The 14,848-nt window shown below is 63.6% G+C and carries 20 protein-coding genes; 10 read left to right on the top strand and 10 right to left on the bottom strand.

Annotated elements, in window-relative coordinates:
* The first annotated feature begins 1 nt into the window (after nt 1).
* Nucleotides 2-643, top strand: coding sequence for a pyrimidine 5'-nucleotidase (locus tag ACLIIZ_RS13285; RefSeq protein ID WP_416692846.1), 642 nt, complete (start codon nt 2-4; stop codon nt 641-643).
* Nucleotides 644-677: 34 nt separating this feature from the next.
* Nucleotides 678-1,280, top strand: coding sequence for a nucleoid occlusion factor SlmA (gene slmA, locus ACLIIZ_RS13280; protein WP_416692843.1), 603 nt, complete (start codon nt 678-680; stop codon nt 1,278-1,280).
* A 52-nt stretch (nt 1,281-1,332) separates the two neighbouring features.
* On the opposite strand, the gene hemB is transcribed toward slmA, so the two are convergent.
* Together hemB and yihA are read right to left on the bottom strand one after the other, a co-directional pair.
* A complete protein-coding gene (gene hemB / locus ACLIIZ_RS13275; protein WP_416692841.1) occupies nt 1,333-2,328 on the bottom strand; it encodes a porphobilinogen synthase in 996 nt (331 codons plus the stop codon).
* Nucleotides 2,329-2,432: 104 nt separating this feature from the next.
* Entirely contained in the window at nt 2,433-3,131 is a 699-nt protein-coding gene (gene yihA / locus ACLIIZ_RS13270; protein ID WP_416692839.1) for a ribosome biogenesis GTP-binding protein YihA/YsxC, read from the bottom strand.
* 108 nt (nt 3,132-3,239) lie between these two features.
* Here yihA and ACLIIZ_RS13265 point away from each other — a divergent pair, with 108 nt between their 5' ends.
* The 4 genes from ACLIIZ_RS13265 (at nt 3,240) to ACLIIZ_RS13250 (ending at nt 5,972) form a co-directional block, all read left to right on the top strand.
* Nucleotides 3,240-3,875, top strand: a complete 636-nt coding sequence (locus tag ACLIIZ_RS13265) for a c-type cytochrome (protein ID WP_416692836.1) — start codon at nt 3,240-3,242, stop codon at nt 3,873-3,875.
* 132 nt (nt 3,876-4,007) lie between these two features.
* Entirely contained in the window at nt 4,008-4,439 is a 432-nt protein-coding gene (locus ACLIIZ_RS13260; RefSeq protein ID WP_416692833.1) for a CBS domain-containing protein, read from the top strand.
* Nucleotides 4,440-4,442: 3 nt separating this feature from the next.
* A complete protein-coding gene (locus tag ACLIIZ_RS13255; protein ID WP_416692831.1) occupies nt 4,443-5,291 on the top strand; it encodes an HDOD domain-containing protein in 849 nt (282 codons plus the stop codon).
* An 18-nt stretch (nt 5,292-5,309) separates the two neighbouring features.
* Nucleotides 5,310-5,972 (top strand): protein-methionine-sulfoxide reductase heme-binding subunit MsrQ, encoded by a 663-nt coding sequence (locus ACLIIZ_RS13250; RefSeq protein ID WP_416692828.1) that lies wholly within the window; start codon nt 5,310-5,312, stop codon nt 5,970-5,972.
* A 4-nt stretch (nt 5,973-5,976) separates the two neighbouring features.
* Here ACLIIZ_RS13250 and ACLIIZ_RS13245 read toward each other — a convergent pair whose 3' ends face one another.
* Both ACLIIZ_RS13245 and bioB read right to left on the bottom strand, forming a co-directional pair.
* On the bottom strand, nt 5,977-6,864 hold the full coding sequence (locus tag ACLIIZ_RS13245) for a methyltransferase domain-containing protein (protein ID WP_416692825.1): 888 nt from the start codon (nt 6,862-6,864) through the stop codon (nt 5,977-5,979).
* Nucleotides 6,861-7,844, bottom strand: coding sequence for a biotin synthase BioB (gene bioB, locus ACLIIZ_RS13240; protein WP_416692823.1), 984 nt, complete (start codon nt 7,842-7,844; stop codon nt 6,861-6,863). The genes ACLIIZ_RS13245 and bioB overlap by 4 nt, the downstream gene beginning before the upstream one ends.
* Here bioB and ACLIIZ_RS13235 point away from each other — a divergent pair.
* Entirely contained in the window at nt 7,828-8,640 is an 813-nt protein-coding gene (locus tag ACLIIZ_RS13235) for a ComF family protein (RefSeq protein WP_416692821.1), read from the top strand. The genes bioB and ACLIIZ_RS13235 overlap by 17 nt on opposite strands.
* Before the next feature lie 43 nt (nt 8,641-8,683).
* On the top strand, nt 8,684-9,148 hold the full coding sequence (gene trmL, locus ACLIIZ_RS13230) for a tRNA (uridine(34)/cytosine(34)/5-carboxymethylaminomethyluridine(34)-2'-O)-methyltransferase TrmL (protein ID WP_416692818.1): 465 nt from the start codon (nt 8,684-8,686) through the stop codon (nt 9,146-9,148).
* Nucleotides 9,149-9,151: 3 nt separating this feature from the next.
* Here trmL and ACLIIZ_RS13225 read toward each other — a convergent pair whose 3' ends face one another.
* Genes ACLIIZ_RS13225 through ACLIIZ_RS13200 form a run of 6 tightly spaced genes read right to left on the bottom strand, consistent with a single transcriptional unit; the run spans nt 9,152 to nt 12,075 of the window.
* Nucleotides 9,152-10,141: an NAD(P)H-dependent glycerol-3-phosphate dehydrogenase gene (locus ACLIIZ_RS13225; RefSeq protein WP_416692817.1), complete on the bottom strand. Its 990-nt coding sequence runs from the start codon at nt 10,139-10,141 to the stop codon at nt 9,152-9,154.
* Complete coding sequence (locus tag ACLIIZ_RS13220) at nt 10,138-10,575, bottom strand: SH3 domain-containing protein (RefSeq protein WP_416692815.1); 438 nt, start codon at nt 10,573-10,575, stop codon at nt 10,138-10,140. Before ACLIIZ_RS13220 ends, ACLIIZ_RS13225 begins: the two co-directional genes overlap by 4 nt.
* Nucleotides 10,576-10,583: 8 nt before the next feature.
* Nucleotides 10,584-11,039 carry a protein-export chaperone SecB gene (gene secB / locus ACLIIZ_RS13215; RefSeq protein WP_416692813.1) on the bottom strand — a complete coding sequence of 152 codons (456 nt, stop codon included), beginning with the start codon at nt 11,037-11,039 and terminating at the stop codon, nt 10,584-10,586.
* A 26-nt stretch (nt 11,040-11,065) separates the two neighbouring features.
* Nucleotides 11,066-11,332 (bottom strand): glutaredoxin 3, encoded by a 267-nt coding sequence (grxC, locus tag ACLIIZ_RS13210; RefSeq protein WP_416692811.1) that lies wholly within the window; start codon nt 11,330-11,332, stop codon nt 11,066-11,068.
* Complete coding sequence (locus ACLIIZ_RS13205) at nt 11,329-11,754, bottom strand: rhodanese-like domain-containing protein (protein ID WP_416692809.1); 426 nt, start codon at nt 11,752-11,754, stop codon at nt 11,329-11,331. The genes grxC and ACLIIZ_RS13205 overlap by 4 nt, the downstream gene beginning before the upstream one ends.
* 3 nt (nt 11,755-11,757) lie before the next feature.
* Nucleotides 11,758-12,075, bottom strand: coding sequence for an ArsR/SmtB family transcription factor (locus tag ACLIIZ_RS13200; protein ID WP_416692807.1), 318 nt, complete (start codon nt 12,073-12,075; stop codon nt 11,758-11,760).
* A gap of 79 nt (nt 12,076-12,154) precedes the next feature.
* On the opposite strand from ACLIIZ_RS13200, the gene ACLIIZ_RS13195 reads away from it, so the two are divergent.
* A complete protein-coding gene (locus ACLIIZ_RS13195) occupies nt 12,155-13,456 on the top strand; it encodes a murein hydrolase activator EnvC family protein (RefSeq protein ID WP_416692804.1) in 1,302 nt (433 codons plus the stop codon).
* A complete protein-coding gene (locus ACLIIZ_RS13190) occupies nt 13,453-14,835 on the top strand; it encodes a S41 family peptidase (protein ID WP_416692802.1) in 1,383 nt (460 codons plus the stop codon). Before ACLIIZ_RS13195 ends, ACLIIZ_RS13190 begins: the two co-directional genes overlap by 4 nt.
* Nucleotides 14,836-14,848 lie beyond the last annotated feature (13 nt).

Genomic DNA, 14,848 nt, shown 5'->3' with positions numbered 1-14,848 from the left:
CATGCGCGGGGAACGCGTCTGGTTGTTCGACCTCGACAACACGCTGCACAACGCTTCCCCGCACATCTTCCCGCACATCAACCGGGCGATGCGCGAGTACATCGAGCGCCACCTCGGCCTCGACGAAAACGCCGCCAACCGGCTGCGCCAGGACTACTGGCAGCGCTACGGCGCAACCCTGCTCGGCCTGATCCGCCACCACGCGATCGACCCGCATCATTTCCTGCACGAAACCCATCAGTTTCCCGATCTCGCCCGCATGCTGGTGTTCGAGAAACCGCTGCTGCATGCGCTCAAGCGCCTGCCCGGACGCAAGATCCTGTTCTCCAACGCGCCGCGCGCCTACGCCGAGGCGGTGCTCGAACTGACCGGGCTGGATCGCCACTTCGCCGCGGTGTATTCCGTCGAAAGCCTGAAATTCCGGCCCAAGCCGATGCCGCAGGGCTTCCGCACCCTGCTGCACGCCGAGCGCCTCGACCCGCGCCGCTGCATCATGGTCGAGGACAGCCTGGCCAACCTCGTCACCGCCCGCAAGCTCGGCATGAAAACCGTGTGGGTGAGCGCTGGCTCTCGCCGCTCGCCCTACGTCGACGTCCAGGTTTCGTCGGTCCTGCAATTGCCGCAACGCTGCGCTCGTCTATAATCCGGGCACAAAAATTCTTCGAGGGACAACATCGATGGCGACCAAACCGGGCGAACGCCGCCTGCAGATCCTGCAAACCCTGGCTGAAATGCTGGAAACCCCGAAAGGGGAAAAGATCACCACCGCCGCCCTGGCCGGCAAGCTGGAATGCTCAGAAGCCGCGCTCTACCGTCACTTCGCCAGCAAGGCGCAGATGTTCGAGGGGCTGATCGAGTTCATCGAACAGAGCCTGTTCGGCGTCATCAACCAGATCACCGGCGAAGAGCCCCGCGGTTTCCGCCAGATCGAACTGATCCTCGGCTTGCTGCTCAATTTTGCCCAGAAGAACCGCGGCATGACCCGGGTGCTGATCGGCGACGCGCTGGTCAATGAAAACGAACGTCTGCAACTGCGCATCAACGCGCTGCTCGACAAGGTCGAGGCGGCGCTCAAGCAGGCCCTGCGCATCGCCGCGACGCAGGAGAAGTTCAAGGCCGACGCCGATTTCGGGGCGCTGGCCAACCTCTTGCGCTGCTACGTCGTCGGCCGCTGGGAGCAATACGCCCGCTCCGGCTTCAGCCGCGAACCACTGGCGCAATGGCCGCAGCAGTGGCCGATGCTTTACTTCGCCTGCCTGTCGCAGGCCGGCGAGGCTTAAACGCCAAGGGCGGCCCACCAGCCGCCCTTTTAGCTTGCTTTTAAAATCCTGATCAGCCCCTCAGGTATTCCGCCGCATCGAGCGCGAAATAGGTCAGGATGCCGTCGGCGCCGGCGCGCTTGAACGCCAGCAGGCTCTCCAGCACCACCGCCCGCTCGTCAAGCCAGCCGTTCAATGCCGCCGCCTTGAGCATCGCGTACTCGCCGCTGACCTGGTAGGCATAGGTCGGCACGCCGAACTCGTCCTTGACCCGGCGGACGATATCCAGATACGGCATGCCCGGCTTGACCATGACCATGTCGGCACCTTCCTCGATATCCTGCGCCACTTCACGCAGCGCCTCGTCGCCGTTGGCCGGGTCCATCTGGTAGGTGTACTTGTTGCCTTTGCCAAGGTTGCCGGCCGAGCCGACCGCGTCGCGGAAGGGGCCGTAGAAGGCGGAAGCGTACTTGGCCGAATAGGCCAGGATGCGCGTGTAAATCTGGCCGTTGCGTTCCAGCGTTTCGCGGATGCGGCCGATCCGTCCATCCATCATGTCCGACGGCGCCACCACGTCGGCACCGGCTTCGGCATGGCACAGCGCCTGGCGAACCAGAACGTCGAGCGTCTCGTCATTGAGCACATAGCCGGTGTCGTCGATCAGGCCGTCCTGACCATGGCTGGTGTAGGGATCAAGAGCGACGTCGGTGATCACGCCCAACTCAGGAAACTCGCGCTTGAGCGCGCGTACCGTACGCGGCACCAAACCTTCCGGGTTGTAGGCTTCCTCCGCGCCGAGCGTTTTCAGCGGCGCATCGATCACCGGAAACAGCGCCAGCGCCGGAATACCCAGCTTGACCGTGCGCTCCGCGGTACGCAACAGGACATCGAGCGATTGCCGCTCGACGCCGGGCATCGAAACCACCTTCTCTGTACGGCCCCCGCCTTCGAGAACGAAGACCGGGTAAATGAAATCGTCCGGGGTCAGTACCGATTCGCGCATCAGGCGACGCGAAAAATCGTCGCGCCGCATCCGGCGCATCCGGATTCCGGGAAAACTGCCAGCCATGTCGACATCCCTGCAAAAAATAAAGATAAAAATTTAAACCCGCGCGGAACCTTTTTTCAAACCCTGCGGTCAGAAAGGCACGATGGCTCGCGCCGTCTCCCGCTTCACCTCCCTGAGCGGGTGCCTTGACACTGTTGAGGCATTTTGGCCCCCGGATTCCCCTTGTCCGGGGGCCCTTTGTTTTCCGTCACAGCCTTTTTCGGCGACTCGATGCCCAACCAGCCGGCAAGAACGGCTTCCGCCTCCTCGATCCCGGTCTTCTTCAGACTGGAAAAGAGCTGGGCGCTATAGGTTCCGCCCACCCAGCTAGCGATTTCCGCCTTCACCGCACGCAGTACCTTGGTCTGCTCCTGCCGCGACAATTTGTCGGCCTTCGACAGCAGGAGATGAATCGGCCGCCCGGTGGGCTTGAACCACTCGATCAGGTTGCGGTCGAGGTCGGTGAATGGTCGCCGGCAATCCATGATCACCACCAAGCCGACCAGCGGCCCGCGCCGGCTGAGATAGGGGCCGATCAGTCCTTCCCACTGCGCCCGGATATCTTCGGGCGCTTTGGCGAAACCATAGCCAGGCAGGTCAACGAAATACTTTCCCGGTGCCAGCGTGAAGTAATTGAGGTGCTGGGTACGCCCCGGCGTCTTGCTGACGAAGGCAAGACGCACCCGTCCCGCCAGGGTGTTGATCGCTGACGACTTGCCGGCATTCGAGCGTCCGGCAAACGCCACTTCGCAAGTGGCATCGACTGGCAGGTCGCGCAGATTGGCTACGGTCGTATGAAAAACCGCGTTCTGGAAAAGAGGCATAAAAAACGCGGAAGACCCGCCTAGTTGAAGGGAAACTAATATAGAATAACAGGTTTGTAACTTCCGTTCCGGCCAAAGCGCCCCATCATGCGCACTAGGAGTTCGAAAATGATCCGTTCTGCGGCAATGGCAATCCTGTTTGCCACCAGTTTTGTCACCCACGCTTCCGAGCAAGCAACGGCCAAGGCCGATCCTGCCAAAGGAAAAATCGTCGCCGAAACCATCTGCGTCGCCTGCCACGGTGCCGACGGCAACAGCATGAGTTCCGCCAACCCGCATCTGGCCGGCCAGATCGAACAATACATTTACAAGCAGTTGTCCAACTTCAAGACAGTCGACGGCAACCCCGCGCTGCGCGACAACGCCATCATGGCCGGCATGGCCGCGGCGCTGACCGAAGAAGACATGAAGAATGTCGCCGCTTGGTTCGCCAGCCAGAAACTGAAGCCGGAATCGGCGAAGAACGAAGCCAGCCTCGCGCTGGGCAAGAAAATCTGGCGTCAGGGCGACTTCCGCAAGGGCGTTCCCGCCTGCGCCGGTTGCCACGGCCCGGCCGGCTCCGGCATGCCGGCCCAGTATCCGCGCCTGGCTGGCCAGTTTGCCGAATACACCGAAGCGCAACTGGTGGCTTTCCGCGCCGGCACCCGCGCCAACGATCCGGAAAGCATGATGCGCACCATCGCCGCCAAGCTCTCGGATGCGGAAATCAAGGCTGTCGCCGACTACGCTGCCGGCCTGCGTTGATCCGGCAAGGCATCGATTCGGGGCAGCCTGCGGGCTGCCCTTTGTTTTTGCGCGACCCAAGAAGCTTTCTTGTCGCGCATTGCCGCCGGGATTAGACTGTCCGCACCACAAACAACAACGCGGAGACTGACCATGAAGACGCTCAAGCAACTGCTGGCTGGCAAATCCCAGGTCCTTGCCGCTGTCGCCCCCGACGACAGCGTTTTCCATGCCCTTTGCGTCATGGCCGAACACAATGTCGGCGCCTTGCTGGTGCTCGAGGACGGGCGTCTGGTCGGCATCTTTTCCGAGCGCGACTACGCCAGGAAGCAGATCAGGAACAACCTCTCGCCCAAGGAAACGCCGGTTCGCGAAATGATGAGTTCCCGAGTTGCCTACGTCAGTCTCGACAGCACCCTGGAAGAATGCATGACACTGATGACCGAAAAACGTTTCCGGCATCTGCCGGTGCTCGACGATCAACAGCAGGTGCTCGGCATTCTCTCGATCGGCGACATGGTCAAGGAAATCATCAGCTCCCAGCAATTCCTGATCGAGGAACTCGAGCGTTACATCGCCAGTTGAGTCATGAGCGCGCACGACAGCCTGCATTTCCGCATTCTCGAGGACATCGCCCACGAGCTTTCCGGCGACATCAATTTTCCGACCTGCATGGATGCCGCACTGCTCGTGCGCAATACCTTGAAGGACCCTTTCGCCAACATCGACCGGGTTGTCCGGGTGGTCAGCATCGAGCCCCTGATCTCCAGCAAGTTGCTTCGTCTCGCCAACTCGATTGCCTACAACCCCGCCGGCAAGACGATCAGCGACCTGGGCACTGCCATCGGACGCATCGGCTTCGACTCGGTACGCACGATCTCGCTGGCAGTAGCCATGGATCAATTGCTCAAGTCACGCAATCTCGCCGCTTACGAGCCGATCGCGCATCGCGCCTGGGCCCATTCGCTCGATGTCGCTGCAATCGCCCGGGTACTGGCAAGGCGGATCGGCCGCATCAATCCAGAAGACGCCATGATGGCCGGCCTGGTACACGACATCGGTGTCTTCTACCTGCTGTATCGGGCTGCCGAGTATCCGGAATACCGCAGCAACCCGGACGCAATGATGGAGTTGCTCTGCGGCTGGCACGAAGGCATTGGCGAGAGCCTCCTCCATGCGCTTGGAGTCCCCGAGCGAATCATCGAAGCGATCAGCGACCACGACCGCCTGTACAACGTCGAAACCCCTTGCAACGTGCGCGACGTCCTCTATTTTGCCAACCTGCTGGCCGGCGGCGACCGGGAATGGATGGGGGAATACAACGACACGGACGCCCAGGAATTGCGCGACGCCGACCGGGCTCGTTACCAGGACCTCGTTCTGGAAGCCGAGGACGATATCCATGAGTTGCGGTCGGCACTCGGCATCCGTCAGTAATCCTCCGCAGGACCCAAGATGAGCACTAGCAGCGCGCGTATTCCCGTCAACGCTTTCAAGGCACTCCTCTTCGTTGCCAGCCTGCTGCCGGCCGCCTGGATCGGCTGGCAACTACGCCATAACGGGCTTGGCCCGGAGCCCAGCGAAACCTTGCAAGCCCTCACCGGTACCTGGACGCTGAATTTCCTGTTACTCACGCTGTGCATCTCTCCGGCACGCGCCCTCACCGGCCAACATTGGCTGCTGCGCCTGCGCCGGATGCTTGGCTTGTTCGCCTTTGCCTACGCTCTTCTACACCTCTTCAGTTTCATCGGCTACGACCATGGCTTCGACCTCACCGCGATCGCCCGCGACGTGCTCAAGCGCCCCTTCATCGCTGTCGGCCTCGCCGCCCTGCTGCTGATGGTTCCGCTAGCCGCCACCTCGAACGCAACAGCCATCCGCCGCCTGGGTGGGCGCAAGTGGCAGGAACTGCACCGCAACATCTACCTGATCGCCATTCTGGGATGCGTGCACCTGCTATGGCAGAGCAAGCCGGAAGAGCTCCCGGCCACGCTGAGCTACGCGGTTTTCCTCGGCCTGCTGCTGTGGTGGCGGGTCCAGGAGCGGCGGCGCAAGGCAACGCCGATGCCCGACCAGCGGGTACAGGCGGTGAAGTTCTACCGCAAGCGCCCGGATTAGCGACTCAGGGACGAGCGCCGCGTTCGAAGCGGATGATCGCGCGACCGTCGGCGGTTTTCTTTGGCGCCGCCTTCCAGGCGTGGCCGTAAATGATCTCGAAACTGGCCGGCAAGCGGCCAGCGCTGCGCATCCGTTCATAGGCCTCGCGCACCGCCTGCAGGCGCCCCTTGCCGGTCAGGCCGTGGCGCCTGGCGTGCATCGCGCAGGCCGAACCGGCGCCGCGCAGCTCCGCGAACAGGCTGTCGATGTCATCGTAGGTCAGGGTCAACACTTCCATGTCCATCACCGGATCGGCGTAACCGCTTTCGACCAGCATGTCGCCGAGATCGTGCATGTCGGTGAAGCGCTGCGTATGCGCATAGCCATCGGCGAAGGCAGCGCGCAACTCCTGCAGCGTATCCGGCCCCAGCGTCGAGAACATCAACAGCCCACCGACCTCGAGCACGCGATGGGCTTCAGCCAGCGCCGGCAAGGGATGGTCGAGCCAGTGCAGCAGCAGATTCGACCACACCAGGGAAACCGAGGCCCCAGTCAGCGGCAGCGACTCCGCCGCCGCCTGCAGGCAATCTGGCGCCGTGCCATCGAGCCCGAACCAGCGCCGCCAGCCGGACCTGGCCGGCCGCGCTGCGGCAAGCATCGGCCGGGCGATATCGACGCCGAGCAGGCGGGCCTGCGGATAGCGCTCGAGCAAGCCGGGAAAACTCCCACCGCTGCTGCATCCCAGATCAAGGATGCGCTGCGGCTGCAGACGGACATAGTCGAGACGCTCGAGCATGCGCCGGTCGATCTCCCGAACCAGGAAATCGTGCTGCGCATAATCCGCTGCCGCGCGCGCGAAACGGCACGCGACAGCGCGACGGTCGACGAAAGCGACAGCTTCAGTCTGGCTCACACCGCGCGCAGGCCAAGGCGGGCGAACAGGGCGTCGTCGCGGTCAACATCGGGATTGCCGGTGGTCAGCAGAGCGTCGCCGTAGAACATCGAATTAGCGCCGGCCATGAAACAGAGCGCCTGCAGCTCGTCGCTCATTTCCTGCCGCCCGGCCGACAAGCGAACCCAGGAAGCAGGCATGGTGATGCGGGCGGCGGCAACGGTACGCACGAACTCGAAGGGATCGAGACGCGGCTGCGCGGCCAGCGGCGTGCCGGGAATCGGCACCAGGTTGTTGATCGGCACCGATTCCGGCGGCGTCGGCAGGTTGGCCAACTGGACCAGCAGCGCGGCGCGGTTCTTGCGCGACTCGCCCATGCCGATGATGCCTCCGGAGCAGACATTGATGCCGGCGTCGCGCACCTGATCGAGCGTATCGAGACGATCGTCGTGGGTGTGCGTGCGGATCACCTGGCCGTAGAAATCCTTGTCGGTATCGAGATTGTGGTTGTAGTAGTCAAGCCCGGCCGCTTTCAGTTTCTCGGCCTGACCTTCCTTGAGCATGCCCAGCGTGACGCAGGTCTGCATGCCGAGCGCCTTGACCTCGCGCACCATCGCCAGCACCTGGTCGAGGTCGTTGTCCTTCGGGCCACGCCAGGCGGCGCCCATGCAGAAGCGCGAAGCGCCCTTGTCCTTGGCTGCCTGGGCAGCGGCGACCACCTCGCCGAGCGGCATCAGGCGCTCGCGTTCGAGATCGGTATCGTAACGCGCCGACTGCGAACAATAGCTGCAATCCTCGGAGCAACCACCGGTCTTGACGGAAAGCAGGGTCGAGCGTTGAATGGCATTGGCATCAAAATTCTCGCGATGCACGGTCTGCGCCCGGAACAGCAAATCCATCAACGGCAACTCGTAGAGCGCCAGCACTTGCTCGAGGGTCCAGCGGGAAAACGCTGCGGTCTGGGAACAGGAAGGAGTCACGGCGGTGGCACTGGCTGGCATGGAATACCTTAAGAAAATCGTCGAAAAATCAAGGGCAAACGGCAATGGTAATTATGGATTACCGGGACGGTCAAGCGTTTCCGGCATTTTACCCCAGGCCGTCCGCCACCGTTTCACCGCCTTGGCCCGCAGCCACCTGGTGCCGCCGGAAAGTTGCCTGCTCTGTGGCGCCGATAGTGGCAACGAGCTGCTTTGCTGCGCTTGCCTCGGCGACCTCCCGCCGCTACCTGTGCACCGCTGCCCGCGCTGCGGCGAAACAACCACCTACGGAGAACACTGCGGCAGCTGCTTGCAGAACCCTCCCGCCTTTTCCGGCGTCAGCGCCCTGTATCGCTATGATTTTCCGGTCGACCGTCTGGTTCATGCGCTGAAGTACGGCCACCAACTGGCGTTGGCGGACTGGTTCGGCAAGCGACTCGCCGAGCTCCTCGTCGGGCCCGACTTCACTGCCATCATTCCGCTTCCACTGCACCCGCAGCGTTTGCGCGAACGTGGCTTCAACCAGTCGCTGGAAATTGCGCGCACGATTGCCGGGCTGCGGCAACTCCCGCTCGCCCGCGACCTCCTGCAACGCCAACGCGCCACCGCGTCACAAGCCGGCCTCGACCGCAAGGCCAGGCAGCGCAACGTGCGCGGCGCCTTCGCCTGCCATGCGGATTGCAGCGGCCAGCGCCTTCTTCTGGTCGACGATGTGCTGACCAGCGGCGCCACCGCGGATGAAGCCGCCCGCAGCTTGATCGAACACGGCGCGCTCGAGGTCCATGTAGCGGTCGTCGCCCGCACCCTCAATAGCTGAATTCGTGATTTAATCGGCGCCTTTGCCGCTCACCGACAGTCCCGTGTTCGCCGTCGTCCTCGTCCATCCGGAAATTCCGCCCAATACCGGCAACATCATCCGCATGTGCGCCAATACCGGCGCCGAACTGCATCTCGTCGAGCCGCTCGGCTTCGACCTCAGCGACAAGCACCTGCGCCGGGCCGGCCTCGATTACCACGAATTCGCCAGGCTCGTCCGTCACCCGGACTGGCCGAGCTGCCTGGCCGCGCTGGCGCCGCGCCGGATGTTCGCGATGACCACCCGCGGCAGCCGCAACCTGTACTCAGTGGCAATGGAAGCGGACGATGTCTTCGTCTTCGGCAGCGAAACCGCCGGCCTGCCGCCGGCGATCCGCGACAGCTTCCCGGAAGACCGCCGCCTGCGTCTGCCGATGCGCGCCGGGCAGCGCAGCCTCAACCTGTCGAACGCCGCCGCCGTCACCGTCTTCGAGGCGTGGCGACAGTGCGGCTTCAGCGACGCCGTGTGAGACTCAGGCGATCTCTTCCTTGGGATCGCGCGCCATCAGTTGCTCGACCGCGGCCGGCGCGGTCAAGCGACCATCAAGAACGGCGGCCACCGCCGTACTGATCGGCATCTCGACACCGAGTTCGGCCGCCAGGCGCGCCGTCTCGCGGGCGGTATAGACCCCTTCGGCGACATGGCCGAGTTCGTCGAGCACCTCTGCCAGCGACTTGCCCTGCGCCAGCCCGAGGCCGACCCGACGGTTGCGCGAGAGATCGCCGGTGCAGGTCAGAATCAGGTCGCCCATGCCGGCCAAGCCCATGAAAGTCTCGCGCTGGGCGCCCCGTGCAACGCCGAGACGGGCAATTTCGGCAAGGCCACGGGTCATCAGCGCGGCCCGTGAATTGAGACCGAGGCCGAGGCCGTCGCAGACGCCGGTGGCGATCGCCAGCACGTTCTTGACCGCGCCGCCGACCTCGACACCGACCAGATCGTCGTTGGCGTAGATCCGCAGACTGCCGCCGTGCAACTGTCGCGCGGTCTCGCGCGCAAAGGCGGCATCGCGGGACGCCAGCGTTATCGCCGTCGGCTGTCCGGCGGCGACTTCCTCGGCGAAGCTCGGCCCGGACAGGGCGCCGCAAAGCGCGGCGGGGCCAAGTACGTCTGCCACCACCTGGTGCGGCAACTTGCCGCTACCGGCTTCGAAACCCTTGCATACCCAGAGTAGCGGCACCGTGCAGGGCAATTCGCGCAATTTTTCCGCCGTCGGCCGCAGACCGGCAATCGGCGTCGCGACGACCAGCAATTCTGCATCACCAACCGCCGCGGCAAAATCGGTCGCCACCGCGACTGACGCCGGCAAACGGTAGCCCGGCAGGAAGCGGCGGTTTTCACGGCAGGAAAGGAGTTCGGCGGCAACATCGCTTTCGCGTGTCCACAAAGTCACCGCGTGCGCCTCGGCGAAAGCGATGGCCAGCGCGGTGCCCCAGGCACCGCCCCCAAGCAGGGAAACTCTCATAGTCCCCAGACCTGCGTCGCGCGGACCACGCCGCTCAGCCCATCGCGATGCTTGACCGCAACCCAGCCGGGCGCCGGGGTACCGACGTAGTCAAGCACCAGCCATTTGGCCAAACTGGCGCTGACCGGCGCGTTGTCTGCCGCTGCCTCCCGAAGCTCGGTGTCGGCAGCGGTGACGATGACGGTGCGCCGTTCGCCCACCTGACTGGCTTCGATCCAGGCCAGGCCGCCCTCGGCGTCACGAACCTTGACCCAGCCCTCGAGGCGGACGACCACCTCGACCGGCGTCTGGGCGCGGATCAGGTAGAGCTTCTTGGCCTTGAGCGAAGGCGCATCATAGAGCACCGCCGCCGGCACGACGACCGAACGGAAATCCAGCGCCAGGGCCGGCAAGGCCGTGGCGAGGCAGCAGAAGGCTGTCAGCAGGCGGCGCATGACGGCGTTTACTGGATCTGGGCTTCAGCCGCGGCCTGCATTTCCTGCAGACGCTGCACGTACATCGCCTCGAAATTGACCGGCTGCAGCAGGATGGCCTGGAAGCCGGCGCGGGTCACCGCGTCCGAGACCGTTTCGCGGGCGTAAGGGAAAAGCACGTTCGGGCAGGCGATGGCGATCAGCGGCTCAAGCTGGTCTTCGGGGACATTCTGGATGCGGAAGACACCGGCTTGCGCCACTTCGACCAGGAACACGGTCTTTTCGGCAACGGCGGCGGTCACCGTCACCGTCAGCACGACTTCGAAGACCCCATCACCAACGCCACGGCCGGTGGAGTTGAGTTGCACGGTGACTTGCGGTGCTTCCTGTTCAAGAAAGACTTCCGGGGCATTCGGCACTTCGAGCGAAAGGTCCCTGACGTAAAGCTTTTCGATGCCGAAAACCGGCTGTTCGTTCTGTTCCATGTTTCTCTTTCTGGTAGTTGATCAGTTCAGGCGTCCGCCGCCAACAAGGGCAGCAGACCGCCGGCGGCGTCGAGGGCGTAGAGGTCGTCGCAGCCGCCGACATGGGTGGTACCGATGAAAATCTGCGGCACGGTGCGCCGCCCGGTTTTCTGCATCATTTCGTCGCGCCGTTCGGGGTCGAGATCGACACGGACCTCCTCGATCGCCGCCACCCCGCGCGCCTTCAGCAACTGCTTGGCGCGCATGCAGTACGGGCAGACCGCCGTGGTGTACATCAGAACCGGCTGCGTCATTTCTTGCGTCCTCCCTTGTGCAGCGGATAGCCCGCCGCGACCCAGGCATCGACCCCGCCGCCGAGGTTGAACAGCTGTTCGAAGCCATGCTGCTTCAGTGCCTTGCAGGCCCGGTCGGAACGCAGGCCGGAAGCACAGCACAGGATCAGCGGCTGCGCCTTGAATTTTTCCAGCTCCGCCAGGCGCTCACCGAGCTGCGCTTCCGGAATGTGAACCGCATCCGGAATGTGTCCGGCGGCAAACTCGCTCGCCTGACGCACATCGATCACCTTGGCGTCCTGGCGGTTGATCATCAGCGTCGCCTCGCCTGGATTGACGGCCTTGCCCTGCGACCGGAAGACGAGCGGCCAGAGCAGCCCGAGACCGGAAACGACAACGATCCCGATGAGCAGGATGTTCTGGTTGATGAAATCCATCGGCATTACTTAATTCTCCACACCACAAAAAACTTCGCGCATCATGCCGACAAGCTGCAGGGTGCGCTGATCGCCGACACGGTAGAACACCCGGTTGGCATCCTTGCGCGTCAGCAGGACCCCCTTCTCGCGCAGGATCGCGAGATGCTGTGAGATGTTGCTTTGCGAAGTGCCGACGGCTTCGACGATATCCTGCACGCAGGCTTCCTGATCGCCGACAACGCACAGAATCTTCAGGCGCAGGGGATGCGCGATCGCCTTCAAGGCTTTCGCCGCCGTCTCGATATGCTCCTGTTTGTCGATCAGAGCGGAGGAAATAAGGTCCAAGATATAAAACCTCAGTTTGGTTGAACGGTTGATTATAGAATAAGCCTTGCCAAACCTAGAACCCAATCACGATTTCCCCATGCTTTCCGCCCGCGCCGGCCTGCGCTCCGCTTTTTCCGCCTGCTCGCTCGCGCTTCTGCTGGCGCTCTCCCTGATCTCTCCCGCCACAGCCCAGAAGAAGGCCAGCGCGCCGGAAGTGGCGGCCAAACGCGCCGACCTCGAGGAATTACGCAACCGCATCGAGGACCTGCGCAAGGACCTGTCGAGCAGCGAAGACTCCCGCGCCGACGCCGCCGACCGGCTACGTGAATCGGAGCGGCAGATTTCCCGCCTGCAACGCAAGCTGCACGAACTGGGCGGGCAACGCGAGCAATTGCAGAGCCGGCTGGAAAACCTGGAAACCCAGTCACGCGAACTGGGCGGCACGCTGACCCTGCAGCAACAGCAGCTGGAAAACCTGCTCTATCGCCAGTACCTGAAAGGCTCGCCCGATTCGCTACAGTTGCTGCTCAACGGCGACAACCCGAGCCAGCTGGCGCGCGATCTTTATTATCTGTCCGCCATCGCCGGTGCCAAGGCTGAACTGATGAGCGAAATCCAGGCCACCATCCGGCAGAAGAAGGCGCTCGCCGAGGACACCCGCGAACGCACCGCCGAACTGGCTGAAGTCGAAAACGAACAGCGTCGGCACCACACCGAACTCGAGCAGCAACGTCGCGAACGCCAGGCACTGCACGCCGAACTGTCGAGCAAGATCCGCGCACAACGGCGGGAGATCGGCTCGCTGCAGCGCGACGAGAAACGGATGACCCGGCTGATCGACCGACTGTCGCGGATACTCGCCCAGCAGGCGGCCCGGGCGGCGGAAGAAGCCCGCCGCAAACCGCCGCCACCGCCCGCCAATGCCGGTAACAGCCGCGAACCGGCGGCGCCACGCGAAAGCCCGGGCAAGGAAAACCGCTACGACCCGGTACCCAACGATGGCCGCTTCGCCAAACTGCGCGGCAAGCTGCGCCTGCCGGTGCGCGGCGCGGTAATCGGCCGCTTCGGCAAGGCGCGCGAAGGCGGCGGGCAATGGCGCGGCCTGTTCATCCGCAGTGACAGTGGCAGCCCGGTCAAGGCGATCGCCTCCGGCCGAGTGGTGTTTTCGGAGTGGATGCGCGGTTTTGGCAACCTGCTGATCGTCGACCATGGCGACGCCTACCTGTCGATCTACGGCAACAACGACTCGCTGCTCAAGCAGGTCGGCCAGGCCGTCGACGGGGGTGAAACCATCGCCACGGTCGGCAACACCGGGGGCAATCCAGAATCCGGTTTATACTTCGAAATCCGTCATAAAGGTAATCCGATCGACCCCTTGTCCTGGGCCAGCCTGAAATGAGCAAAATCAAGACCTTGAGCCTCGCCGTCGGCGGCTTCGTTGCCGGCGCACTGATCACCCTGCAGTTGCCCGCCTTCGCCGAGAAGGACGCAAAGATCGGACTACCGATCGAGGATCTGCGCACCTTCGCCGAGGTTTACAGCGCGATCAAGCAGGGCTACGTCGAACCGGTCGAAGACAAGAAGATGATCGCCAATGCCATCGCCGGCATGCTCGGCAATCTCGACCCCCACTCCGCCTACCTCGACGCCGATTCGTTCAAGGATCTGCAGGTCGGCACCCAAGGCGAGTTCGGCGGCCTCGGCATCGAAGTCGGCATGGAAGACGGTCTGGTCAAGGTCGTCTCGCCGATCGAGGACACGCCGGCCTACCGTGCCGGGGTCAAGGCCGGCGACCTGATCTTCAAGCTCGACGACACCCCGGTCAAGGGCCTCAGCCTGTCCGACGCGGTCAAGAAGATGCGCGGCAAGCCGAAGACCTCGATCCGCCTCGGCATCCTGCGCAAGGGCGAGGCCAAGCCGCTGGAAATCACGCTGGTCCGCGAAGTGATCAAGGTGCAGAGCGTCAAGTCCAAGCTCATCGAACCGGGCTACGCCTGGGTCCGCATCACCCAGTTCCAGGAAACCACGGTCGCCGACCTCGCCAAGCACCTCGGCAAGCTGTACAAGGAAGGCGAACTCAAGGGCCTCGTCCTCGACCTGCGCAACGATCCGGGCGGCCTGCTCAACGGCGCCATCGGCGTCTCCGCCGCCTTCCTGCCGCCGGAAGTCAAGGTCGTATCGACCGACGGCCGCACCGAGGACGCCAAGCAGGAATTCCTCGCCCGGCCGCGCGACTACCTGCGCGGCACCGGTGAAGACCCGCTGCGCAGCCTGCCGGTGGCGGTCAAGAAGGTGCCGATGGTGGTGCTGGTCAACGGCGGTTCGGCCTCGGCGTCGGAAATCGTCGCCGGCGCCCTGCAGGACCATAAGCGCGCCGCCATCGTCGGCACCCAGTCCTTCGGCAAGGGCTCGGTGCAGTCGGTGCTGCCGCTCCCCGGCAACACGGCGATCAAGCTGACCACGGCTCGCTACTTCACGCCCAGCGGGCGCTCGATCCAGGCCAAGGGCATCACCCCCGACATCGTTGTCGACGAGACCCCGAACGGCAACGGTCCGGCCCGCCTGCGCGAAGCCGACCTCGAACGCCATCTCGAAGACAAGCAGGATGCGGCGAAGAAGGAAGACGCCAAACCCCAGCCGAGCAAGCCCGCCGCCAAGGAAGAACACGACGACGAAGCGATGCCGGCCCGTCTTGAATATGCCAGCAAGAGCGACTACCAGTTCCAGCAGGCGCTGAATATCCTGAAGGGCGTACAGTTCATGCAGGGTAAGCAGTAAGCCGATCACCGCG

The organism is Azonexus caeni (genome assembly GCF_048146105.1).
Taxonomy (GTDB): Bacteria; Pseudomonadota; Gammaproteobacteria; order Burkholderiales; family Rhodocyclaceae; genus Azonexus; species Azonexus aromaticus_B.
The sequence above is the reverse complement of the archived record's forward strand: the minus strand, read 5'-3'. Positions and strand labels throughout refer to the sequence as shown.

Coding starts and splice junctions, on each gene's coding strand:
- ACLIIZ_RS13285 (WP_416692846.1), top strand. CDS start 2: ATGCGCGGGGAACGCGTCTGGTTGTTCGACCTCGACAACACGCTGCAC.
- slmA (WP_416692843.1), top strand. CDS start 678: ATGGCGACCAAACCGGGCGAACGCCGCCTGCAGATCCTGCAAACCCTG.
- hemB (WP_416692841.1), bottom strand. CDS start 2,328: ATGGCTGGCAGTTTTCCCGGAATCCGGATGCGCCGGATGCGGCGCGAC.
- yihA (WP_416692839.1), bottom strand. CDS start 3,131: ATGCCTCTTTTCCAGAACGCGGTTTTTCATACGACCGTAGCCAATCTG.
- ACLIIZ_RS13265 (WP_416692836.1), top strand. CDS start 3,240: ATGATCCGTTCTGCGGCAATGGCAATCCTGTTTGCCACCAGTTTTGTC.
- ACLIIZ_RS13260 (WP_416692833.1), top strand. CDS start 4,008: ATGAAGACGCTCAAGCAACTGCTGGCTGGCAAATCCCAGGTCCTTGCC.
- ACLIIZ_RS13255 (WP_416692831.1), top strand. CDS start 4,443: ATGAGCGCGCACGACAGCCTGCATTTCCGCATTCTCGAGGACATCGCC.
- ACLIIZ_RS13250 (WP_416692828.1), top strand. CDS start 5,310: ATGAGCACTAGCAGCGCGCGTATTCCCGTCAACGCTTTCAAGGCACTC.
- bioB (WP_416692823.1), bottom strand. CDS start 7,844: ATGCCAGCCAGTGCCACCGCCGTGACTCCTTCCTGTTCCCAGACCGCA.
- ACLIIZ_RS13225 (WP_416692817.1), bottom strand. CDS start 10,141: ATGAGAGTTTCCCTGCTTGGGGGCGGTGCCTGGGGCACCGCGCTGGCC.
- ACLIIZ_RS13220 (WP_416692815.1), bottom strand. CDS start 10,575: ATGCGCCGCCTGCTGACAGCCTTCTGCTGCCTCGCCACGGCCTTGCCG.
- secB (WP_416692813.1), bottom strand. CDS start 11,039: ATGGAACAGAACGAACAGCCGGTTTTCGGCATCGAAAAGCTTTACGTC.
- grxC (WP_416692811.1), bottom strand. CDS start 11,332: ATGACGCAGCCGGTTCTGATGTACACCACGGCGGTCTGCCCGTACTGC.
- ACLIIZ_RS13205 (WP_416692809.1), bottom strand. CDS start 11,754: ATGCCGATGGATTTCATCAACCAGAACATCCTGCTCATCGGGATCGTT.
- ACLIIZ_RS13195 (WP_416692804.1), top strand. CDS start 12,155: ATGCTTTCCGCCCGCGCCGGCCTGCGCTCCGCTTTTTCCGCCTGCTCG.
- ACLIIZ_RS13190 (WP_416692802.1), top strand. CDS start 13,453: ATGAGCAAAATCAAGACCTTGAGCCTCGCCGTCGGCGGCTTCGTTGCC.